Origin of the sequence: Bauldia litoralis (assembly GCF_900104485.1) — a bacterium.
Lineage (GTDB): Bacteria > Pseudomonadota > Alphaproteobacteria > Rhizobiales > Kaistiaceae > Bauldia > Bauldia litoralis.
This window is the reverse complement of sequence record NZ_FMXQ01000008.1, coordinates 107,179-128,427: the sequence shown is the minus strand read 5'-3', so window position 1 is coordinate 128,427 and position 21,249 is coordinate 107,179. Positions and strand designations below refer to the sequence as shown.

The window sequence follows — 21,249 nt, the reverse complement described above, 5'->3', positions numbered from 1 at the left end:
CACCCTATTCGACTGGACGGCGGGCAACCACGGGCATGCCGGAAGTTTCCCGCCTTGTATCATCCAGCCGACCGGACGGCAGCCCGTTTCCGGCACAAGGTCCCGGCTCCACCGGACGGTGGCCCTTGGCCGTCGGTACCGGATTCAACCCGCGCAGCGACGACCCGATGGCTGATCCACGCGATAGCGCGGCAATGTCAGGTCGGCCAGCTCGGCCGCCGTCATCGCCTTCAGGACCGGATGCGACAGCGGATCGGCCGCCCATCGCGCTTCGTCACTGAGCGGCGCCGGCTGCCGTGAGCGACTCGTGCGGCCGAACCACTTGCTTAAGGTTTTCGTGAACATGGCGTCACCCATTCGCGTTGTGATGACGCTGAAATCCGCTTTTATCGGTCGTTTTTCAATGGAGATTGAATCGCAATCGATATAGAAAAACTATATGAAAAACCTCAATCGCGTTCATCTCAACGGGCTCCGCGCCGTGGAGGCGGTCGGGCGGCTCGGCTCGCTTCGCGCCGCCGCCGGAGAGCTCGGCGTCTCGGCCGGCGCGGTCAGCCAGCAGATCATCAAATGCGAGAAGCAGCTCGGCACCCCGGTTTTCGACCGCACCAGCCGTGGCGTCGCGCCGACCGCCTTTGGCCGCGCCCTGCTCGGTCGGCTGACCGCCGGCTTCAACACCCTCGACGAGGCGGTCGCCTTGTCGAAGCATCACGCCGACACCACGCTGACCATCTCGGTCGCGCCGGTCTTCGCCTCGAAGTGGCTGGTGCCGCGCCTCTCGCGCTATGCGCAATCCTTTCCCGACATCCAGGTCCGTCTCGACGCCTCGGTGACGATGGTCAGTCCCGACGCCTCGGACATCGACATCGCCATCCGGGTCGGCGACGGCGACTGGCACGGCGTCGCCACCGATTTCCTCCTCCCCCAGGAGGTCTTCCCGGTCTGCACCCCGGCGATGGCGGAAACGCTCCGCGAGCCGCGCGACATCCTTGCCCTGCCGATCGTCCGCGACGCCAATTCCTCGATCAGCTGGGATGTCTGGCTGGCGCCCTTCGGCCTCTGCGACGCGGACCTGCGCGACGGCAACACCTTCACCGACGCCTCGCTCGCCCTCGACGCGGCGATCGCCGGCCAGGGCGTCATGCTCGCCTGGCAGACGCTGGCCCATTACGCCCTGTCGGTCGGCCAGCTCGTCGCGCCTTTCCCCGAACGCGCCGCCACCGGCCTCGGCTACTGGCTGGTCACCTCCGCCACCCGCCGCGAACCGGCCAAGGTCCGCGACTTCAGACGCTGGATCAAGGCAGAGATCGCCGAAACAGCGCGGGATTTCAGCGCCCGATAAGACGCCAACACAACGCAGCCGGAGGAGATCGACCCAACGCGGTGGTCGCTCAATAGCGATTGACTGTCAGCGTCGTTTCCGCCTGCATTCTTCCATGGCGTACCACGTCTATATTCTGACCAATCGTCCGTTCGGTACGCTTTATGTCGGCGTCACCAACGACCTCGTGCGCCGGCTCAGCGAGCACCGAGCCCGGATCGTGGATGGCTTTACGAAGACATATGGCCTTGATCGACTCGTCTACTACGAACGCTTCGACCGCATCGCCGACGCCATCCACCGGGAGAAGCGACTGAAGCATTGGAACCGGGCCTGGAAGGTCGAACTGATTGAAAGCATCAACCCCAATTGGGAAGATCTCAATCCATCGTTCCTGTGATCCAACGCCGCCCCATAAGCCTGTCGTCCTCCGGCTTGACCGGAGGACCGTTTAGAAGCCGGCGATGCATCAGTAATGAAACGCCGCCCGAATGGCCCGCAAACAATTTATTCCGACAATGCGGATTCAAACCGGTCCTCCGGTCAAGCCGGAGGACGACAGCAGGAAGAGCCCTCATCCCGCCGGCTCGATCAGGTCCCACATATTGCCGTAAAGGTCGTCGAACACCGCTACGGTCCCATACGCCTCATGCCGCGGCACCTCACGAAAGCGGACGCCGCGCTCGCGCATGGCGGCATGGTCGCGATCGAAATCGTCGGTCTTGAGGAACAGGAACACACGCCCGCCGGTCTGGTCGCCGATGCGGGCCGCCTGTTCCGGTGTCGCCGCCTCGGCAAGCAGCAGCCGGGCGCCGCTCCCCGGCGGTGCGACGACGACCCAGCGCTTGCCGTCAGGCAACGGCGTGTCGGCCACCAGCGTGAAGCCGAGCGCATCGGTGAACCAGGCAATCGCCTCGTCATAGGCGCGAACCAGGAATGTCACGGTGGCGATTGTGCGGGGCAAGGGTCCTTCCGGTTCGATTTGACTGGGGCGATCTGGCCTGTCGCCCGATGCCGTGGCAGGATAGCGCATGCGCAAGTTGATCGCATCGCTCGCTCTCGTCGTCCTGGCTGCCCCGGCGGCCATCGCCGAGGAGTCCTTCTACCAGAAGCACTTCGCGCCGCCCTGCTATGCGCGCAGCTATGACGCCGCGCATCTCGCCGCCCATCCGCTTCAGCGCGTCACGTATTTCTACGTCACCGGCGGCGACTTCGGGGAACCGGACACCGGCGCCTTCATCGTCGATTTCGGCTTCCTGGTGAAGAACAGCCCCGATGTCTTCTACGGCTCGGCGAGCTGCGATTCGACCATGGACGCCGCCCAGTGCTGGGCCGAAGGCGACGCCGGCACCTTCACGCTCGAAGCCAGCGGCGACGGCTTGCGGGTCGGCATCGGCGATCACCTGACGCTGGAAGGCAACGCCAGCTTCAGCCCTGATCTCGGCCGGGGCGGCGACGACAAGGTAATCATCCTGCACCCCGAGTCGCCGCTCGCCTGCATCGTCCAGTAGCCGCGCTCCATCGGTCGCGCGTGGGTAGTGCGCCGGCGGTCACGCTGTGGCAGACTCCGGCCGCGACGGGTCATGCGGGCGACGGGGGATTCGAACGATGGCGGGGAAGACCACGGCCGGACCGGACGACGACAAGCTCACCAAGGCGCAGATGCTCGGGCTGGCGGCGATGGCCGTCGGCGTCCTGATCATCGCCAACGACTTCACCGCCCTGTCTGTCGCCATTCCCGCGATCGAAAAGGACTTCGGCGTCAGCCTCACCACCGCCCAGTGGGTGATCAACGGCTATGCCATGGTGTTCGGCGTGCTGATCGTCACCGGCGGGCGTCTCGCTGACATGTTCGGCCGCCGGCTCGGATTCTTCGTCGGCGCCGCCATCTTCGCCTTCTTCTCCTTCATCGGCGGCGTTGCGCCGGATATCTGGCTGCTGCTCGCCTCGCGCTTCCTGATGGGCGTCGGCGGCGCGCTGATGTGGCCGGCGATCCTTGGCATGACCTATGGCCTCCTGCCCGAGAGCAAGAAGGGCCTTGCCGGCGGTATCATCCTCGGCGCCGCCGGGTTCGGCAACGCTGTCGGACCGCTGATCGGCGGGGTTCTCACCGACGCCGCGAGCTGGCGCTGGATCTTCTTCCTCAACCTGCCGATTGCCGCCTTCGGCGTTCTGGTGACGTGGCTGGTGGTGCCGAAGGAAGACGGAACCAGGGCCGACCACAAGATCGACTTTGGCGGCATCGCCGTCCTTTCCGCCGGCCTGATCGCCCTCCTGCTGGCGCTCGACGAAGGCACCGACCTTGGCTGGCTCGACGTTCGCATCATTGGCCTCTTCGTCGTCGCCATCCTCGCCCTGACCGGCTTCGTACTGGTCGAGCGCCGCGCCGGCAGCCACGCCCTGGTGCCGCGCGACGTACTCGAAAACCGCGAATTCGCCGCCGCCGCGCTGGCGGTCCTGCTGATGTCAGCGCTGTTCTTCGCCGCCCTGCTCTATCTGCCGCAATTCATGATGAAGCGGCTCGACTACTCCGCGATCGAGGCCGGCGCCGGGCTGCTGCCGATGATGGGCCTGTTTGCCGCCACCTCCTTCATTGCCGGCCCCCTCTACAACCGGCTGGGTCCGAAGATCGTCATCACCGCCGGCGCCATCGCCCTGACGATCGGCATGTTCCTGCTCTCCCGCATCGAGCAGTCGTCGCCCTATGGCGACCTCGTCCCCGGCATGGCCGTCCTCGGCGTCGGCGTTGGCCTGTTCTATTCGTCGATCACCACCGCCGGGGTCACTGCCCTCGACAAGTCGCGTGCCAGTCTCGCCGGCGCGATCATCTACATGGCGCAAATCGCCGGCGGCTCGATCGGCCTTGGCCTCAACACCGCGATCGTCGTCAGCAACCCGGTGCTGGCGGACGGCATCGGCACGGCCTTCCTGGTCGACGCCTGCCTGGCGATCGCCGGACTGCTGGTGGTGGTGTTCTTCGTCGGCGGCAAGTTCGACCGCGAGAAGCTCGAGGGCATCACTCATTATCACCGTGGCCACGGATAGTCGCATGCGCAGCCGGCTGGCCGTCCTCGCGGCCGTCATTCTTGCAGTCGTCTTCGTCGCAAGCCCGGCCGCCGCCAGCGATGTCGACGACATCCGCGCCCGGCTCGAGCAATGGACCGACGACTTCAACGCCGGCCGGGCCGATGAGGCCTGCGATCTCTTTTCGTCGGAAGCCATCTCCAGCTACCGCGGCCAGCCGGAGCGGAGCTATGACGAGATCTGCGCGCTGCTGCGCAAGTCGATCGCCGATCCGGCCAACGACTATCACTACGAGCTCGACCTCCGGGAGATCATCGTCGAGGGCGACCTCGCCGTGGTCCGGCTGACCTGGACGCTGTTCATCTCGCCGCTCAACATCACCTCCGTCGAGCCAGGCATGGACATCTTCCGCCGCGAAGCCGACGGCAAGTGGCGGATCATCCGCTACCTCGCCTACGAGGAAGAGCTCTAACGCTGCGCAAACCATGCCCGGCGTCATCGGTTCGCCACGCGGGCGCGCTTTGCTACGCTGGCAACCAACCCCCAAGGGAGACGGCCATGACCAAGCGTATCGCGATCACCTTCGCCACGACCCTCGCCGCGGCGGCCCTCACCGCCGGCACCGGCCACGCCGCGTCCTTCGATTGCGCCAAGGCGGCAACGCCCACCGAGCACGCGATCTGCGACAACCCGCAGATTTCCTCGCTCGATGACCAGACCTCCGGCAAGTATTACACGATGATCTCCAACGGCAGCCTGACCCCGGCCCAGGTCTCCCAGGTCAAGACCGCCCAGGCCCAGTTCCTCAAGAAGCGCGACGCCTGCGGCGCCAACTACGACTGCCTGATCGACGCCTATACCGCCCAGATCATGTACCTGAAGGCGGAAGCCGGCGAAGGCATGTAGCCAGCCGGGCCCCGCATGCGGTGGTTAACAAACCGTGTCCGGCGGCGTCCCGCCATCGCGCGCGGCATGCATGGCTGCCATGGCGAAAGTGGTGGTTCCAAAATGGTCTCTTCCCCATCATATCCTCGCGGAGCGCCACCGGGCGCTGACTCGCAAGAACAAAAAGGAAAGACCCATGAACTCGCGAATCTACCGCACCGCCCCCACTCTGCAGGGCTGGCCCTATTCCCGCCCAACCCGCGAGCCGCGTTTCCCGCGGCGCGCATCGCGCTAGGGGCAAAACGGAAAAGCCACGGCTTCTCCACCTTCCCTCCCGTCGACCCGGACGCCTGATCCGCCATGGAGAACATCTTCCACGGCGTGAAGGCCCGGCTTGACGAGGAGGAAATCACCGAACTGCTTTCCCGCCCCGGCATCCGCATCGAGCGCATCGTCTCGACCGGCCAGGCCTCTCCCCCAGACTTCTGGTATGACCAGCCGAACGACGAATGGGTGATTGTGCTCACCGGTTCGGCCGGGCTCGCGGTCGAAGGCGAGGCCGAGCGTACGCTGGCCCCCGGCGACATGGCCTTCCTCCCCGCCCGCAAGCGGCACCGCGTCGTCTGGACCGACGTTGACAGGCCAACGGTCTGGCTGGCAGTGCATTTCGGCGCGGATCTCCGCTGATCGTGCGCCCACCGCCGGCCGGCCCCGAATTGTTCGGCCGGCGGTATCAGCCTAGGCTTGTAGCATTTCCCGCTTCGAATTGGAGGCTCTTGTGACGGTCGAAAAGTCCACGATCGCTGGCCTGCTTGTGGTGCGTGGCGAAACGATTCGCGATGAACGCGGCTTCTTCCGTCAAAGCTACCAGGCTGGCGAACTGGCGGACGCGCTTGGCCATGAGCCGGTCCTTCGGCAGGGCAATCATTCGCGGTCGGCCGCCGGTGTCCTGCGCGGCTTTCACCGCGAACCATGGAGCAAGCTGGTATACATCGTCCGCGGCACCGCGCTGTGCGTCGTCGCCGATGTCCGGCCGCAGAGCCCGACATTCGGTCGGAGCGAGAGCTTCCTCCTCGGTGATCCGCCGGGGGACCATATGCGGCTGTTCGTCAGCGAAGGCTTGGCCAACGCCTTTTATTGCTACACCGAGACCGACTACATCAACGACGTGTCGAAGGAGTTCGACCCGCACGATCGCGGGGGGGTGATCTGGAATGATCCGATCCTCGCCGTCGACTGGCCTGACCCATCGCCGCTCCTGTCCCAGACCGACGTCGGATTGCCGCGCCTCGAAGACCTGTATCCCGACCACCCCGTCGTGCGCGCTAGGGTGCGCCGCGAATGACGGAGCCATACGCCAGCATCATCATTCCGAGCCACGATCGCGCCGCGACGCTTGGCGCGTCCCTTCGATCGGCGCTCAACCAGACAGTCCCGAATATCGAGGTCATCGTCGTCGGCGACGGCTGCACCGCCGAGGTGCGGAACGTCGCCCGCTCGTTTGCCGCGCACGATGCGAGGGTGCGGTTCCTCGACCTGCCCAAGGCGCCGTTTCACGGCGCCGCCAGTCGCAATCGCGCGGTGCACGAGGCCCGCTCGGAGCGCATCTTCTACGCTGACGACGATGACCTTCTGCTGCCGCACCATGTCGAAACACTGGGAGCAGGCCTCGACGACGCCGATGTCGTCGATACGCCCCCGGTATCGGTCCAGGAGGACGGCGCCGTCTCGCTCGGCCTGCACGATTCCTCGGATCCCGCACAGCGGGCGTTGCTGGTCGAGCACGATTTCAAGAGCATCTTCGACACGCATCTCGCGCACCGCCGGTCGACCTATCTCCGCGGCGAAAGCGCATGGATGAGTGTCCGCGACCGCCGGGTCGTCCTGCATATGCTCCAGAGCTTCGCCTCCGATAGACGGGTCGTCTGGCGAACCCTGCACCGGGTGACGGCGTTGTCCTTCCACGGCGCCTGTCGCGTCGGCATGCCGGCGCCGGACCGCGCAGCAGAGCTGGAATCCTGGGAGAGCCGGATCGGAAGCGAAACCTTCGAGCGGCAGACGCGGGACGCGGCCAGCTATGTGTATCATGCGTCACGACTGTTCCACACGCTGTCGCGATTGGACCGGTTGGAGGACGCGGACCCGGTCACGACCCTTCTCGGGCGATTTGCGATGTCGCAAGCCCACGCGGGTGCAGCGCCGCACATCAGCCCCGAACAGGCCGCCGCGGTGATGGCGATTCGGGAAGTCGTGACCGGCACGAAGCCAGATCCTGGCCCGGCCGGGCTGGCGCTGGATGGTTTGCTCGATGCCCGCCTCGGGCCGGTATTTCCGACGGCAGGGACAGTGTCTTACTTTCGCAAGGTCTTCGAACGCCAGGAGATCCGGCAACTCCTCGACCAATGCCGGGCGCGACCCGCCGTGACCCTTGCGCATTTTCATCTCAATGCCGGAACCGGCCCTGAGGCGGAGGCTCGACTGCGCGCGATCGAAACGGAATGCGCCGCCGCGCCAGCGTGGTCGCGCTTCTTCATGGCCCAGTCCGTCATCAAGGCCCTGATGAACATGGGCGACCTGTCAGGCGCCTGGAAGTGGAGCGAAGCCATTCGCGCTGATGCGCCCCTTTCGCACCATGCGGTCGGCTTCTGGCAGTTGCGCGCCAAGCTCGCCCACCATCACGGCCAAGCCACGCAAGCGGCGGAAGCCGAAAGAATGGCCACGATGCTTGCCGACAGCGACGTCTAGCGTGAGCATGTTCCCGACCTGAGGCATCTTTTGCGATGCATGGCCACAGCTTCGGGCGGCCCCGGCATTGCCGGGGCGCGCACGCTTATTTCTTGCGGCTGGTGCCGACGGCAAGCGCCGGCTTGGCTGCGCCGCCGGCCGGTGGCGTCGCGGCGCCTGTCTTCTTCTTGTTCTTTTCGGCCTTGGGTTTTCGGGTTTCCTTGCCGGGTCGATCGCGTCCCTTGGACATGATGGTCTTCTCCGATGCCGCGCCCTCGAAGGTGAGGCGGGGCACGCACTGTAGCGCCAAGCCGGGTGGCAGGGAATGCGATTGTCGGCCGGCCGGTCGCAGTCGGCTCAGCGGCTGACGCTGACATAGCCCCGCGTCTGGTCGTTGTTGTCGGAGTCGATCGTGTTCATCGCGCCGAACAGCGCCGCCGCCTCGACCCAGACCGGCGGATACTTGTAGCGGGTGACGTCCAGGATGAGGAAACGGTCGGTGTCCTCGTCATAGGCGCCGAGCGGCGAGATATGGCCGCCGGCCTCCTGGCCGATCGCCTTGCGCAGGTAATTGACCAGGATGAAATGATCGTCGTCCTCGATCTGGGCGATCGCTGTCTGGCGAAAGGTATCGAGATCGGAATCGGCCGCGTGAACCACCGCGACGTCGAGGTCATGCGCGGCAAGGACACCGCCAAGCTCGTCGAGCGTCATCCCGTAGGGCGGGCTGAGGATCGCCGCGGCCGGCTTCACCGCCTCGGCGGCCGGGGTGAAGATGTTCTCCTGGTCGAACATGCCGAGCCCCGTCGTCATGTCCGAGGCCGGGCGCGGCACGTCCAGCGCATTGAGCACCATGGCGATCGACGCCGGGCCGCAATAGGCCGGATTGACCTGTGTCGTGAAGTGGATGCTGAGCGGGAAATAGTCGCTGCGCGCCTCCGCGCCAAACAGCAGCGCCTCGCCCTCCGGCGTCGTCAGGCCGATGACGCTTTCCGGCAGCGGCAGCGTTTCCGCCTTGGCAAGGGACAGGCCGGCGAGCATCGCCGCCGAAGCAATCAAGATCATCCGTCGCATGGTCTTCCCCTCCTGAAACATGAAGACGAGCCGTGAGGCACCGAACCCATGTCCCCTTTTTAGCATGATCGGCGCGAAACTGCCCGCCTCGCAAACGTCAGTCGCGGTCCCGGCGAAGCCAACCTGCCCCCGGCCGCCGGCGGCGACGAGCTCATCCGGCTTGGCAATCCGCTAACCTTCGCCTGCTAGACACCGGTTCTCACGCATCCGCGCCCGAGGAGTTCCGACACATGGCCACCCCGATCGCCTACCCGCCGACCGACGACGGACAGTGGGAGTTCCTCGAGGACACCTACTGGTACGTCCCGACCCCCTATCTGCCGGCGGTGGTTCTCATCAACACGGATCCGTCGCAGACCGCGGATGTCGTCGACCAGACCATCTGGCACATCGAGGAGGTCATCAACGGCAACGTCATCGGCCAGGTCGCCACGACGATCGGCAGCGGCTGGACCTTTTCGACGCTCGTCGGCTCGATCACGCCGACCGGCTCGGTATCGTTCAGCTTCACGCCGAGCGACCCGACCTCGGACATCACGGTCGGCAAGGGCACGATGGTGCAGAGCGAAGGCCAGTGGTTCTTCGAGATGCAGATGACCACCGGCAGCGGCGCCCTCAACATCACCCATTGGGCCTATATGGGCGAGGTGGCGCCGGGCGACCGCGCCTGGGACTCGCTGCCGGGCTACCCCGACGTCGGTGTCGCTTCCGTCTTCGACGACGACCCGTCGAACGACGCCGGCGCCGCCAGCCCCCTGCCCCTGACCTTCGGCACCAACGGGCCCGACGTCATGACGGCGGACGCCGGCAGCACCGGCGTCCTGTTCTTTGGCGAGGACGGCAAGGACAAGCTGACCGGCAGCAGCGCGGCGGACGGTCTGGTCGGTGGCGCCGGCAGGGACACGATCAACGGCAAGGGCGGCGCCGACGACATCTACGGCGACAAGGGCGCCGACAGCCTGAAAGGTGGCGGCGGCGACGATGCCATCGACGGCGGCAACGGTCGCGACATGATCAAGGGCGGCGGCGACGCCGACCTGCTCCACGGCGGCAACGGCGCCGACCGGTTCAAGATCACCGCGGTCGACCAGTCGTCCGTTTCCGCTCCTGACACCATTGTCGATTTCGGCAATGGCAACGACCGCATCGACCTCCGCAAGATCGACGCGAAGCCCGACGACAAGGGCGACGACGCCTTCCGGTTCATCGGCATGCGCGACTTCACCGGGCGCGAAGGCCAGCTCCGCTACGAGCACACCGGCGGCGACACCATCGTCTATGGCGACACCGACGGCGACGCCGTCGCCGACCTCGCAATCCACCTCACCGGCATCCACGACCTGTCGGACTCCGACTTCCTGCTTTAGCGCCTCGGCAACCCTCTGGCGTGCAGGCAGCTTGACCGCCCCGCGCCGACTCGCATTCTGTGAGACATGGACGGCAAGGCATTGGCGGCAGGACCGCCGCCTGCCTGCGGACAATCATGCGAGCCACCCGATGACCCACGTCATTCGCCCCGCGGACCAGAAGCGCTTCGAAAACGGCACCGTCGCCTTCGAGGGCCGCCCCTATGGCGGCGGCGTCTCGATCTTCCTGGTCGATGCGGCGCCCGGCGATGGCCCGGTCCTCCACGTGCACCCCTATTCGGAGACCTGGGTGCTGCACGCCGGCAGGGCCAGGATGCTGGTCGACGGCAAGGAAATCCTCGCCGAGGCCGGCGACATCGTCGTCGTCCCGCCCGACACCCCGCACCGCTTCATCAGCCTCGGGCCCGCGCGCCTCGAGATCACCTGCATCCATGCCTCCGATCATTTCATCCAGCGGGACCTGGAAGACGCGGACGGCAATCCGGTCTGATCGGCCGACACGAACACCGGGACGAGCCATGCCGACCGACAGCACGACCCGTCGCAAATGGTGGATCCTCGGCGCCATGGGGGTGATCCTCGGCGTCATCCTGCTTGACGAGACCATTGTCGGCGTCGCGCTGCCGACCATCCAGTCCGACCTCGCCATGACGACGCTCGGCTCCCACTGGGTGGTCAACATCTACATGCTGGTGCTGGCCGGCCTGGTCGCCGCCGCCGGCAAGCTCGGCGACATGATCGGCCACAAGGCGCTGATGATCGCAGGCCTGCTGGTCTTCGGCCTCGCCTCGCTGGCCAGCGGCTTCGCCGGGACCGGCACATGGCTGATCGTCGCCCGTGGCGTCCAGGGCGTCGGCGCGGCGATCATCTTCCCCGCCTCGCTGGCGATGCTGATGACCACCTTCCCGGAGGAACAGCGCGAAACGGCGAAGAGCGAAGCGATGGAGGCAACGGCATGGTCTATAACTTTAATATTGAAGATGTAAAAAACTCCCCAATAATCGTAGGGAGCCACGTAGAGGGCGCGTTTAATAAATTCTCCTCTAAGGGCGATGAAGAAAGAAGCAGAGCATTATCAGAAATCGCTGCGGCAGTGATGCAAACGGACAGTCAGGAGGCCGGAGAGATATTTGGTGAGTTTACGAAAGAGATCGACAGCGATTCTCCGAGAAAAGGAATCCTCCAAACTTACTGGGATGGTTTAGTAAAGATTGTACCAGAGATTGCCAAATTGTCGGAAGCAGCCTCTAAAATAATCGCCAGTTTTTAAACTTTAGGCGAACAACGCGCCAAACCTAACGCCGCCCCTTCTTCCCGGCATGGCTGCCCGCCCGACCACCGATCGAGCGTGGTTTCGCCGGTGGCGCCTTGCCGAGCGGCACTTCGGTGTCCGTGCCGGGACCCATGTAATCAAGCGTCGGCTTGTGGGGCCGGCTGACCGGCTTGCCCCCGCCGAGCGGCACTTCCGTCCGCCGCACCGTCATCTCGTCGAGCGTATTCTTGCGCGGCCGCTCGGAAGCCTTGCGGCTTTTTCCATTCCCGGTCGCGGCTCCGCCGCTCCTCGCCTCTTGATCGCCCCCCATCCCCCGGTCGGTCTCGCCGCCGACCGCCAGGTCCAGCGTTTCCAGGCGCTTGATCTCGTCGCGCATCCGCGCCGCTTCCTCGAATTCGAGGTCGGCGGCGGCGTCGCGCATCCGTTTTTCGAGGTCGGCGATGGTCGCCTTGAGGTTGTGGCCGATAAAGGCGCCCTCGTCCTCGCCGAGCCCGGTCGAGACCGTCACGTGGTCCTGCTCGTAGACCGAGGAGAGGATGTCGCCGATCGACTTCTTGATGCTCTCCGGCGTGATGCCGTGCTCGGTGTTGTAGGCGACCTGCTTCTCGCGCCGGCGGTCGGTCTCCGCCATCGCCCGCTCCATCGAGCCGGTGATCTTGTCGGCATAGAGGATGACCCGGCCGTCGACGTTGCGCGCCGCGCGGCCGATGGTCTGGACCAGCGACGTCTCCGAGCGCAAAAAACCTTCCTTGTCGGCGTCGAGGATCGCCACCAGCGCGCATTCGGGAATGTCGAGCCCCTCGCGCAACAGGTTGATGCCGATCAGCGCGTCGAAGGCGCCGAGCCGCAGGTCGCGGATGATCTCGATCCGCTCCAGCGTCTCGACGTCGGAATGCATGTAGCGCACCCGCACCCCCTGCTCGTGCAGGTATTCGGTCAGGTCCTCGGCCATCCGCTTGGTCAGCACGGTGATCAGCGAGCGGTAGCCCTGGAGCGCCACCGCCTTGACCTCGCCGAGCAGGTCGTCGACCTGGTCCTTGGCCGGGCGCACCTCGACCGGCGGGTCGATCAGCCCGGTCGGCCGGATCACCTGCTCGGTGAAGACGCCGCCGGTGCGGTCGAGCTCCCAGGCGCTCGGTGTCGCCGAGATGTAAAGCGACTGCGGCCGCATCAGGTCCCATTCCTCGAAGCGCAGCGGCCGGTTGTCCATGCAGGACGGCAACCGGAAACCGTATTCGGCCAGCGTCGCCTTGCGGCGGAAGTCGCCGCGATACATGCCGCCGATCTGCGGGATGGTGACATGGCTCTCGTCGGCGAAGACCAGCGCGTTGTCGGGCAGGTATTCGAACAGCGTCGGCGGCGGCTCGCCGGGCTTGCGGCCCGTGAGGTAGCGCGAGTAGTTCTCGATGCCGGCGCAGGCGCCGGTCGCCTCGATCATCTCGAGGTCGAAGCGCGTCCGCTGCTCCAGCCGTTGCGCCTCGAGCAGCCGCCCGGCGTGGTTCAGTTCGTCGAGCCGCCCCTTCAGTTCCTCGCGGATGCCCTTCACCGCCTGCGCCAGCGTCGGCCGCGGCGTCACGTAATGCGAGTTGGCGTAGACCTTGACCGTCTTCAGTTCGCCCTGCTTCTGCCCGGTCAGCGGGTCGAATTCGGTGATCGCCTCGATCTCGTCGCCGAACAGCGATATCCGCCAGGCGTGATCGGCCAGATGCGCCGGAAAAAGCTCGATCGTGTCGCCGCGCACCCGGAAGGTGCCGCGCCGGAAGTCGGTGTCGGAGCGCTTGTATTGCAGCGCCACAAGGTCGGCGATCAGCTGCCGCTGGTCGATCCGCTCGCCGAGCGTGATGGCGAAGGTCATCGCCGTATAGGTCTCGACCGAGCCGATGCCGTAGATGCAGGACACCGAGGCGACGATGATCACGTCGTCGCGTTCGAGCAGCGAGCGCGTCGCCGAGTGGCGCATGCGGTCGATCTGCTCGTTGATCGAGGATTCCTTCTCGATATAGGTGTCGGTGCGCGGGACGTAGGCCTCCGGCTGGTAATAGTCGTAATAGGAAACGAAATACTCGACCGCGTTGTCCGGGAAGAAGGCCTTGAACTCGCCGTAGAGCTGCGCGGCCAGGGTCTTGTTCGGCGCCAGGATCAGCGCCGGCCGCTGCGTCGCCTCGATCACCTTGGCCATGGTGTAGGTCTTGCCCGAGCCGGTGACGCCGAGCAGCACCTGGTCGCGCTCGTGCGCGTTGACGCCGGTCACCAGCTCCTCGATCGCCAGCGGCTGGTCGCCCTTCGGCTCGAATTCCGAGACGATCCGCAGCGGAATCCCGCCCTCGGATTTCTCCGGCCGCGGCGGCCGGTGCGGCGCCCAGGTCTTGGCGATGAATTCCGGCCGGCCGCTCTCGATCAGGTTGGACAGCGCCTCGACCGTCGCCGTCACTGCCCCCGCCGCCAGCGCCTCGTCCGCCGCCGGCCCGCGCTTGCTTCCCCGCCCGGAGGCGGGCGCTGGCTTGGGCCGCGTCGACGCGAGGAAGGCTTCCGCCTCCTCGAGATTCATGTCGATGCCCGGCACCGGGTTCAGCCCCGCGGCGGCGCGCTCCTTCGCCGTCCCCGGCCCCCCCATGGAGGTCCCGCGGGCGGTTCGAAGGGTCTTTTCTTTCCCTGTCGCCCCGTCATCGCTCCGCGCCTCTTTGAAGGCTTTCTGCGGCGCTTCGGAGAATCCGGTCTTCTTCTTTGCTGGCATGGCCTGAATATGGGGGATGACTCGGCCAAAGGCGAGGCCTCGCGGCGCGCGTTCAAGCGCGAGTTCCTGACACATATGTGTCAGGAACCTTGCCCGCCATTGGATCGAACAAGACCCACCAGTGCGATCCCGGGCCGTGAGAATTGCAACGCAATTTTAAGTAGTGACAAATCAATATAAGCTCGTTTAACGTGTGGTTGTGACCCAGGACAACACACCGGTAACAGGCGTCGGAGGAACACGATGAGCAACGTCAACGCCAATCCCAATCTCGATTTTCAGGAGGCGGCACGGGACTTCAAGGAGACCTTTTTCCTGTCGGAAGACCTGCAGGATAAGCTCGCCAAGCGATTGAATGCACTTATCAATCTTCCCTTCCTCTCCGAAAAACGAGAGGGCCAGATAATCCTCAAGATAATTCAGAGCCTCGATCGCAACACCTTTAAATTCATACCGAAGGAGATCCTCGCGGCTGCGCTCAACCGCGAACAGGGCGTGCCTGGCGAATTTCTCGACGCCCTTCGCGAAAACCTGCCGGATATGCTCGCTCGGCTCCTTCCGTTCCCGTTTCTGCCGCCCTTCATCAAGTCAGGATTGATCGCCCGCTTCGTCGGCATCCTCCTCGACGCGCTGAAGCCCGGCAACTCGTTGCAGGACCTGCTCGACGGGCGATAGCATTCGCCCCTGCTGCCAACGGTCTATCGCGGAATCCGCGATAGATACCAGCCAAGCACCGCCGCGACCGCTGCCTGCCAGCCACAGAACAGAATCCAGCTTTGCAGCTTGTCGATATCCCCACGGTGGCTGACGAAGACAAGGCATCCGAAAACCGTTCCGGTCACGATCACGGACAGAAGCACGTCGATGCGCCCCAGCCGCCGCGTGGCCAGCGCGGCGCCGGCCCAGGTCGACGCCGCGCCGACGGCGCCGGACACCGCCCCGATCGCAACGCCAGCGATCGTCGTGACCTTGCGCAGTCCTTCCGAGTCGTCGCTCGGAACATCGATGTCGGCGAGGATCAGATAGAGGTTGATGGCGAGTAGCCAGCCGATGAAGACCGCGAGCAGGATGGCAAGCAGCCGGGCGAACGACGGGCGCTCGAAATAGGCCACCAGACCGGTTAGGCCGATCCCGAAAAAGACAGGGGCTCCGAGCGGCGCCGCGACCGGATAGTGGATGACGTAACCGGCGGACACCGGCTCGCCGGGGATGGCGTCGAGGGGGAGCGGCACGAAGGTCGTCAGCAACCCGGTGACGACGCCCATTGCAATCGCCAGCGGCACGATACGGGCGGCCGGCGGCGGCCGCGCCATCGCCGCGACGGCGGAACTGACTTCGGCTGCAGCGTTGCCAGCCGGCTGAAGAATGTTCACGCTCTTGAGGAAGCTCGGGATCGACGCGAGTTGTGTTTCCGCGATCATCACCGGCAGGACGTATCCGTCCGCCTTGCGCCATCGGCGCCGTGCAAACTCAACCTCGGTCAGCGTGAAACGGCCGGGATCGACCGCTTCCGGACTGATCAGAAAGACGAAGAGATCGGCCCTGGCGACCGCCATCTCGATCTGCTCGTCGAAGCTGCGGCCCGGCGGCAGGTCGTCGCGATCGAGAAAGACCTCGAACCCGCGGTCGCGAAGCGAGAAGGCGATCGGTTCGGCCGCCGCCCTGCGTTCGGACGCATAGGAAAGAAAGATCTTCATAAAGGGACCCCGCCATCGTTTCCCTTGCTCCGATGGTGGCAGGTTGACGGACCCGGCTCAAGCTTCGCGGCGGCCACGAGTCCGACCGGAGAGGCATTCTGGAGCCGGTATCGGCGAGAGGCATCCGGCGCACCGGATCGAATCGCCCTTTTCAAGACGACCGGACCATCTGTTATCCTCGCGGCGACAACATGCGGAGATTCGGAAACCGCCATGATCATCGACGGCGTAATGCTCCTGTGGTTCGGGTTGACGGCGCTCTCGGTGCTGTTCGTCGCCATCGACATCCGCAACACGCCCGAAAGCACGGTGATGAAGTGGGGCTTCGTCCTCTTCACCCTCTACGCCGGACCGTTCGGCGCCTTCCTCTATGTGCTGGGCTGCCGCGAGCCGCTGCCCGGCACCCATGAGCAATATGTTGCCGCGCGCTGGCGTCAGGTGCTCGGCTCGACCATGCATTGCGTCGCCGGCGACGGCATCGGCATCCTCGTCGGCGCGGTGATCGGGGCGGCGGTCGCCCTGCCGATCGTCGTCGATCTCGGCCTCGAATACCTGCTCGGCTTCGCCTTCGGCTGGACCATCTTCCAGGCGCTGTTCATGCGCGACATGGCCGGCGGCGACTACGGCAAGTCGCTGCGCATGACCTTCACCTCGGAACTCCTGTCGATGAACTGCCTGATGGGCGGCATGATCGCGGTCTCGACGCTGGCCTGGAAGGGCAACCCCGCCGCCCACGACCCGGGCGAGCCGCTGTTCTGGTTCCGCATGTCGGTCGCGCTGATGGCCGGCTTCGCCGTCGCCTATCCGATGAACTGGTGGCTCGTCGCCCACCATCTCAAGCACGGCATGCTGACTGTCCGTCCGACCCAACCGGCCGGCAAGCCGGCGGCGACCGATGCCATGCCTGGCATGACCATGGACACGAAGCCCGGCGCGGGCACGGACATGAGCGCGATGAAGCCGCCGGCCCCGCGTCCCCCCGTCCCTGTGATGGCCGCCGTTTCCTTCGCAGTCCTCGCCGCCGGGCTGCTGGTCGCCTGGATCTTCGGCGGGCTTTCCGGATGAGGGTCTTGCCAAGCGCGATGTAGGGAAACGGCGGTCAGCCTGCCCCCCGGGCCCCGCCGACCATGTCGTGTACGAAGCCGAGCTTCACCGCGATTGCGTCGGTGATCACCGCCGGCACGAGGTCGAGCAGCCCCATCTCCCGGCTGATCTCGTTCAGCACCAGCCCCAGTCCCCGATACCGGGCGAGCATCGTCGCCAGGTCGCCATCCGGCGCCGCATCGACGAGGCGCAGGTGGAAGGCGGTGTCGAGCATCGCCGCCATCGCCAGGTAGAGCGCGAAGGTCTCGGCCCAGTCCTCCCATGGGTGCATCGTCGCATAGGCGCTGACATAGGTCTCTTGCCAGCCGGACGGCGCGCCGTTGTCGTAATAGAGCGACAGCGCCTGGCCATAATCCGGGTTCTCGTGGTCGCCGAACACCGCCTTGAAGCCATCCTCGGCCCGGTCGCGGACCAGCAGGTCCCAGTAGTAATGGCCGATCTCGTGGCGGAAATGGCCGATCAGCGTGCGGTGCGCTTCGCCGAAATCGACCCGCAGCTTCTCGCGCTCCGCATCGTCGGCCTCGCGGATGTTGATGGTGATCATGCCGTCGGCATGCCCGGTATAGACCCGCTCGCCCTCGCCCATGGTTCGCCACAGGCCCTGGGTCGGGATGACGTCCCCCTTGAAGGCGAAGGCCAGCGGCGGATCGAAGCCGTCCGCCGCCGATCCGTAAGGCAGCCCGAGCGAATCGAGTCCGTAGATCAGTCGCCGCTTGGCCGCTTCGAGCTGGGCCCAGCGGGCGCGGTTGCCGTCGACCGACAGGTCGGGAATCGTCTCGTTGAGCCGGCAGCAATCGCAGAACAGTTCCCCGGACCGCGTCCCCGCCACCGCGATGCAGCGGTTGCAGACGCCCTCCTGGCTGTAGTTGAGGCACTTCCTGACCACCGCGCCGCAACCCGGCGAGACGCAGGCGAACGTGCCGTCGTCGCGCGCGTCGAGCCCGCTGACCTGCCGGCATGTCGGACACCAGCCGACATCGCGCCCGCAATTGCCGCAGGAGGTATTCTCGAAGAAGAGCGTGTTGCCGCAGACGCAGCGAAACGTTTGCATGATTCTGTCCCTGCCGGCCCTCAATCGATCCGGCCAGCCCGCTTATAAGGCATCCGGGCGCGCATGGTTCCGCCCACTGGCCGCATGGCAGGGTTTCGGGTAACCAAGGCCCGTCAAATAATCCCGTCAATGCGAGGAACAAGCCTTGATCATCGTCACCGGACACCTGCGCGTCGCACCCGACGCCATCGAAGCCCTTCGGCCGGCCGCCAAGCGCACGCTCGAGGCCACCCGCCAGGAAAAAGGCTGCATCCTCTATGCCTTCGCCGAGGACCTGATCGATCCGGGCCTGATCCGCATCGTCGAGCGCTGGGAAGACTGGCCGTCGCTCGAAGCCCATGGCAAGGCGCCGCACATGGACGCCTGGCGCGCCGACCTCAAGAACGTCGAGATCATCGACCGCGAAGTCATCGCCCACGGCGCCGGCGAGGAACGCATCCTCTAGAATCGCGCAGAAAAACCGGAGCGGACGGCATCGAACGGGCCGCCCTCTCCACCCCCTATCGCGGCTCCAGCGTCGCCGGAGCCACCTCGGTCGCCGCCGGCGTCGGCCGGATGTCGCGAAGCCTCGTCGTGTAGATCATCGCCGCGATATTGAGGACGACCATGATCCCGATCGGCCAGCCGACGCCCTGAAGCTGGGCGAAGGCGCCGGCTACCCCGCCCAGGCCAACCGCCACCACGCCGGTGATAACGCTCGACGACGCGATGCAGAAGGGCCGCTCGATATCGCGGGTCACGCTGACCAGGTAGAGCGTCCGGCCGTTCAGGATGCCTTGCGCGCCAAGACCGACCAGCACGAACACGATGGCGTAGACCTGCGCCGACTGCAGGGCCGGGGTGAATTCGATGGTCAGCGCCAGCACGCCGCCCAGCGCCGCGGCGCCTGCCGCCAGCGTCAGCAGGAGCCGGATCGAGCGCGCGCCGATGCGCGGCCAGACGATTCCACCGACCACCAGCCCGGCGCTCGATGCGATGACGAAGGTGCTGAGCCCGGTGACGCTGTTGCCGTGAAAGGTCGCCGCGTGAATCGAAAAGAACGGCATGGCCAGTTCGATCGACAGGAACAGCGAGCGCGCGATGACGAAATGCTTGAACCACGGCAGCGCGAAGGCGATCCGGAAGCCGTGGCCAAGTTCCGCGATCCGCCCCTTTCGGGCGGCCGATGTATGTTCAGGTTCAGGTTCAGGTTCAGGTTCAGGTTCAGGTTCAGGCTCGGGCGCCCGCACCTTCTCCGGCTCGCGCACCGTGGCGACCAGCCCGGCGGAAACCAGGATCAGGACGATGCCGAGCCACAGCAGTTCCTGGTGCGCCGCCAGGGACGTTCCCGGCGGCAGGATGAATTGCGAGCCAAGCGCGACGGCGACGGCGAAGACCCCGGCCAGCCCCGACTGGGTGAACAGCAGGCGGCTGCGCCGCGACTGCGGCAACACCCGGCCGAGCATGTCGTTGAAGGCGAGCGAGTAGAAGCCGCCCGCCGCGCCGATCGTCATCGAAACGAGCAGGAAGACGGGCACCAGCCAGTCGACCGGCACAGCATTGACGGTAAGGCTGATGACCACCAGCGCCATCGCCGTCGCGACCGCCGCCAGGGCGATGAACTTCTTGTTGGACCGCGCCGCGCTGATTACCGGCGCCGCGACGATCTGCACCGCCAGCTTGGCGACGGCGGCGATCGGCACCAGCAGTCCGGCAAAGAACACCGGCGCGCCGACGGCAGTATAGAGAAACGGCAGGACCAGCTTTTCGCTGGTCAGTTCATAGCCCGCGCCGTTGGCGGCGCCATGGCCGAGCAGGATCCGGTAGTTCCGCCCCTCGCCGCTTTCGCTCATGCCTGTCGCCTGCCCGGTTTGCACTTGCCGATCGGCCGGTGATGGCGCGACACGGAACGCACCGGGAGAACCAGGGCTGGCGGAGCGCGGCTTCCGCGCGCCGGTCGATCGACCTCAGCCGCTCGAGGCCATGGCCGGCTGAAGCTTGCCCTGCACCAGCGCGGTATAGTCTTCCATCAGGTTGCGGGTGATGTCGCCGACGGTGAAGCTGTAGGGACCGATTTCGGACACCGGCGTGACTTCCGCGGCGGTGCCGGTCAGGAAGCACTGCTCGAAGTCGGCCATCTCCTCCGGCATGATCGTCCGCTCGACGATCTCGTAGCCGCGATCCTTCGCCAGCCCGATGACCGTCCGCCGCGTGATGCCGTCGAGGAAGCAGTCCGGCGTCGGCGTGTGGATGATGCCGTCCTTGACGAAGAAGACGTTGGCGCCGGTCGCCTCGGCGACACGCCCCCGCCAGTCGAGCATCAGCGCATCGGCATAACCCTTGGCCTCGGCATCGTGCTTCGACAGCGTGCAGATCATGTAAAGGCCGGTCGCCTTGGCTTTCGAGGGCGCCGTCGCCGGGTCGGGCCGGCGATACTTGGCCATGTCGAGGCGAATGCCTTTCAGCCGCTCGGCCGGCTTGAAATAGGACGGCCATTCCCATACGGCGATCGACAGGTTGATCGTGTTGGCCTGCGCCGAGACGCCCATCATCTCGCTGCCCCGCCAGGCGATCGGCCGGACATAGGCGTCCTTGTGCCCCTGCCGGGCGAGAAGCTCGATCGACACCTGGTTGATCTCCTCGACCGACCACGGAATCTTGAAGCCGAGGATTTCGGCCGAGTGGTGGAGCCGGCGGGTGTGTTCGTCGAGCTTGAAGATCGTGCCGCCATAGGCGCGCTCGCCCTCGAAGACGCCGCTGCCATAATGCAGCCCATGGGACAGGACATGAACCTTGGCATCCGCCCATGGAACGAATTCGCCATTCATCCAGATGACGCCCGGACGATCGTGGAAAGGCGCAGCCGCCATCGAAGTCTCTCCCTGGAAACGGCCGCTCGAAGCGGCTCCCGTTGGCCCGGCCCCCGGCTGTTGATTGCCGCCAGGACCTTTTTGCGTCGCGCCACGATCGTCGATAATGTGCCGGCAACAGGTGCGCCGCAAGGCGACACCCGGCG

General features: G+C 65.7%; 25 protein-coding genes. 16 read left to right on the top strand and 9 right to left on the bottom strand.

Annotated elements, in window-relative coordinates; all coding sequences use genetic code 11:
- Positions 1–144: 144 nt before the first annotated feature.
- A complete protein-coding gene (locus BLT60_RS18520; protein WP_139167888.1) occupies positions 145–345 on the bottom strand; it encodes a hypothetical protein in 201 nt (66 codons plus the stop codon).
- A gap of 94 nt (positions 346–439) precedes the next feature.
- Between BLT60_RS18520 and BLT60_RS18515 the strand changes: the two genes are divergently transcribed.
- Both BLT60_RS18515 and BLT60_RS18510 read left to right on the top strand, forming a co-directional pair.
- Complete coding sequence (locus BLT60_RS18515; protein ID WP_090878721.1) at positions 440–1,342, top strand: LysR substrate-binding domain-containing protein; 903 nt, start codon at positions 440–442, stop codon at positions 1,340–1,342.
- A gap of 94 nt (positions 1,343–1,436) precedes the next feature.
- Positions 1,437–1,721, top strand: a complete 285-nt coding sequence (locus BLT60_RS18510; protein WP_090878719.1) for a GIY-YIG nuclease family protein — start codon at positions 1,437–1,439, stop codon at positions 1,719–1,721.
- 174 nt (positions 1,722–1,895) lie between these two features.
- Here BLT60_RS18510 and BLT60_RS18505 read toward each other — a convergent pair whose 3' ends face one another.
- The gene (locus BLT60_RS18505; RefSeq protein ID WP_244521328.1) at positions 1,896–2,285 is read right to left on the bottom strand and encodes a VOC family protein; all 390 of its coding nucleotides are present in this window, start codon (positions 2,283–2,285) and stop codon (positions 1,896–1,898) included.
- Positions 2,286–2,352: 67 nt separating this feature from the next.
- Between BLT60_RS18505 and BLT60_RS18500 the strand changes: the two genes are divergently transcribed.
- The 7 genes from BLT60_RS18500 (at position 2,353) to BLT60_RS18470 (ending at position 7,975) form a co-directional block, all read left to right on the top strand.
- A complete protein-coding gene (locus tag BLT60_RS18500; protein WP_090878715.1) occupies positions 2,353–2,832 on the top strand; it encodes a hypothetical protein in 480 nt (159 codons plus the stop codon).
- 97 nt (positions 2,833–2,929) lie between these two features.
- Positions 2,930–4,366, top strand: coding sequence for an MFS transporter (locus BLT60_RS18495; protein WP_090878713.1), 1,437 nt, complete (start codon positions 2,930–2,932; stop codon positions 4,364–4,366).
- Positions 4,367–4,370: 4 nt separating this feature from the next.
- Positions 4,371–4,817, top strand: coding sequence for a YybH family protein (locus BLT60_RS18490; RefSeq protein WP_090878711.1), 447 nt, complete (start codon positions 4,371–4,373; stop codon positions 4,815–4,817).
- 86 nt (positions 4,818–4,903) lie between these two features.
- On the top strand, positions 4,904–5,251 hold the full coding sequence (locus tag BLT60_RS18485) for a lysozyme inhibitor LprI family protein (protein WP_090878709.1): 348 nt from the start codon (positions 4,904–4,906) through the stop codon (positions 5,249–5,251).
- 339 nt (positions 5,252–5,590) lie between these two features.
- Positions 5,591–5,917: a cupin domain-containing protein gene (locus tag BLT60_RS18480; RefSeq protein ID WP_090878707.1), complete on the top strand. Its 327-nt coding sequence runs from the start codon at positions 5,591–5,593 to the stop codon at positions 5,915–5,917.
- Positions 5,918–6,008: 91 nt separating this feature from the next.
- The gene (locus BLT60_RS18475; protein ID WP_175478522.1) at positions 6,009–6,575 is read left to right on the top strand and encodes a dTDP-4-dehydrorhamnose 3,5-epimerase family protein; all 567 of its coding nucleotides are present in this window, start codon (positions 6,009–6,011) and stop codon (positions 6,573–6,575) included.
- Positions 6,572–7,975 (top strand): glycosyltransferase family A protein, encoded by a 1,404-nt coding sequence (locus tag BLT60_RS18470; protein WP_090878703.1) that lies wholly within the window; start codon positions 6,572–6,574, stop codon positions 7,973–7,975. Before BLT60_RS18475 ends, BLT60_RS18470 begins: the two co-directional genes overlap by 4 nt.
- An 85-nt stretch (positions 7,976–8,060) precedes the next feature.
- Here the strand turns inward: BLT60_RS18470 and BLT60_RS24430 are convergent, their stop codons facing one another.
- Both BLT60_RS24430 and BLT60_RS18460 read right to left on the bottom strand, forming a co-directional pair.
- Entirely contained in the window at positions 8,061–8,204 is a 144-nt protein-coding gene (locus BLT60_RS24430) for a hypothetical protein (protein WP_175478521.1), read from the bottom strand.
- Positions 8,205–8,311: 107 nt separating this feature from the next.
- Positions 8,312–9,028: a phytochelatin synthase family protein gene (locus BLT60_RS18460; RefSeq protein WP_090878952.1), complete on the bottom strand. Its 717-nt coding sequence runs from the start codon at positions 9,026–9,028 to the stop codon at positions 8,312–8,314.
- Positions 9,029–9,258: 230 nt separating this feature from the next.
- On the opposite strand from BLT60_RS18460, the gene BLT60_RS18455 reads away from it, so the two are divergent.
- From BLT60_RS18455 to BLT60_RS24130, 4 genes are all read left to right on the top strand, one after another.
- Positions 9,259–10,395: a calcium-binding protein gene (locus tag BLT60_RS18455; protein WP_090878700.1), complete on the top strand. Its 1,137-nt coding sequence runs from the start codon at positions 9,259–9,261 to the stop codon at positions 10,393–10,395.
- A gap of 130 nt (positions 10,396–10,525) precedes the next feature.
- A complete protein-coding gene (locus BLT60_RS18450; RefSeq protein WP_090878698.1) occupies positions 10,526–10,885 on the top strand; it encodes a cupin domain-containing protein in 360 nt (119 codons plus the stop codon).
- A 28-nt stretch (positions 10,886–10,913) separates the two neighbouring features.
- Positions 10,914–11,381 (top strand): MFS transporter, encoded by a 468-nt coding sequence (locus BLT60_RS18445; protein ID WP_175478520.1) that lies wholly within the window; start codon positions 10,914–10,916, stop codon positions 11,379–11,381.
- Positions 11,351–11,665: a hypothetical protein gene (locus BLT60_RS24130; protein WP_139167887.1), complete on the top strand. Its 315-nt coding sequence runs from the start codon at positions 11,351–11,353 to the stop codon at positions 11,663–11,665. Before BLT60_RS18445 ends, BLT60_RS24130 begins: the two co-directional genes overlap by 31 nt.
- 25 nt (positions 11,666–11,690) lie before the next feature.
- Here BLT60_RS24130 and uvrB read toward each other — a convergent pair whose 3' ends face one another.
- A complete protein-coding gene (gene uvrB, locus BLT60_RS18440) occupies positions 11,691–14,282 on the bottom strand; it encodes an excinuclease ABC subunit UvrB (protein ID WP_244521327.1) in 2,592 nt (863 codons plus the stop codon).
- Positions 14,283–14,645: 363 nt separating this feature from the next.
- Here uvrB and BLT60_RS18435 point away from each other — a divergent pair, with 363 nt between their 5' ends.
- On the top strand, positions 14,646–15,077 hold the full coding sequence (locus BLT60_RS18435) for a hypothetical protein (protein ID WP_090878693.1): 432 nt from the start codon (positions 14,646–14,648) through the stop codon (positions 15,075–15,077).
- Between the two features lie 23 nt (positions 15,078–15,100).
- Here BLT60_RS18435 and BLT60_RS18430 read toward each other — a convergent pair whose 3' ends face one another.
- A complete protein-coding gene (locus BLT60_RS18430) occupies positions 15,101–16,099 on the bottom strand; it encodes a toll/interleukin-1 receptor domain-containing protein (RefSeq protein WP_090878691.1) in 999 nt (332 codons plus the stop codon).
- 213 nt (positions 16,100–16,312) lie between these two features.
- On the opposite strand from BLT60_RS18430, the gene BLT60_RS18425 reads away from it, so the two are divergent.
- Entirely contained in the window at positions 16,313–17,164 is an 852-nt protein-coding gene (locus BLT60_RS18425; RefSeq protein WP_090878689.1) for a DUF4396 domain-containing protein, read from the top strand.
- A 34-nt stretch (positions 17,165–17,198) separates the two neighbouring features.
- On the opposite strand, the gene BLT60_RS18420 is transcribed toward BLT60_RS18425, so the two are convergent.
- Positions 17,199–18,254 (bottom strand): zinc-binding metallopeptidase family protein, encoded by a 1,056-nt coding sequence (locus BLT60_RS18420; RefSeq protein ID WP_090878687.1) that lies wholly within the window; start codon positions 18,252–18,254, stop codon positions 17,199–17,201.
- A gap of 145 nt (positions 18,255–18,399) precedes the next feature.
- Between BLT60_RS18420 and BLT60_RS18415 the strand changes: the two genes are divergently transcribed.
- Positions 18,400–18,699 carry a putative quinol monooxygenase gene (locus tag BLT60_RS18415; RefSeq protein ID WP_090878685.1) on the top strand — a complete coding sequence of 100 codons (300 nt, stop codon included), beginning with the start codon at positions 18,400–18,402 and terminating at the stop codon, positions 18,697–18,699.
- Positions 18,700–18,754: 55 nt separating this feature from the next.
- Here the strand turns inward: BLT60_RS18415 and BLT60_RS18410 are convergent, their stop codons facing one another.
- Together BLT60_RS18410 and BLT60_RS18405 are read right to left on the bottom strand one after the other, a co-directional pair.
- Positions 18,755–20,086: an MFS transporter gene (locus BLT60_RS18410; RefSeq protein WP_090878683.1), complete on the bottom strand. Its 1,332-nt coding sequence runs from the start codon at positions 20,084–20,086 to the stop codon at positions 18,755–18,757.
- 114 nt (positions 20,087–20,200) lie between these two features.
- Positions 20,201–21,103 (bottom strand): branched-chain amino acid aminotransferase, encoded by a 903-nt coding sequence (locus tag BLT60_RS18405; RefSeq protein WP_090878682.1) that lies wholly within the window; start codon positions 21,101–21,103, stop codon positions 20,201–20,203.
- Positions 21,104–21,249: the final 146 nt, after the last annotated feature.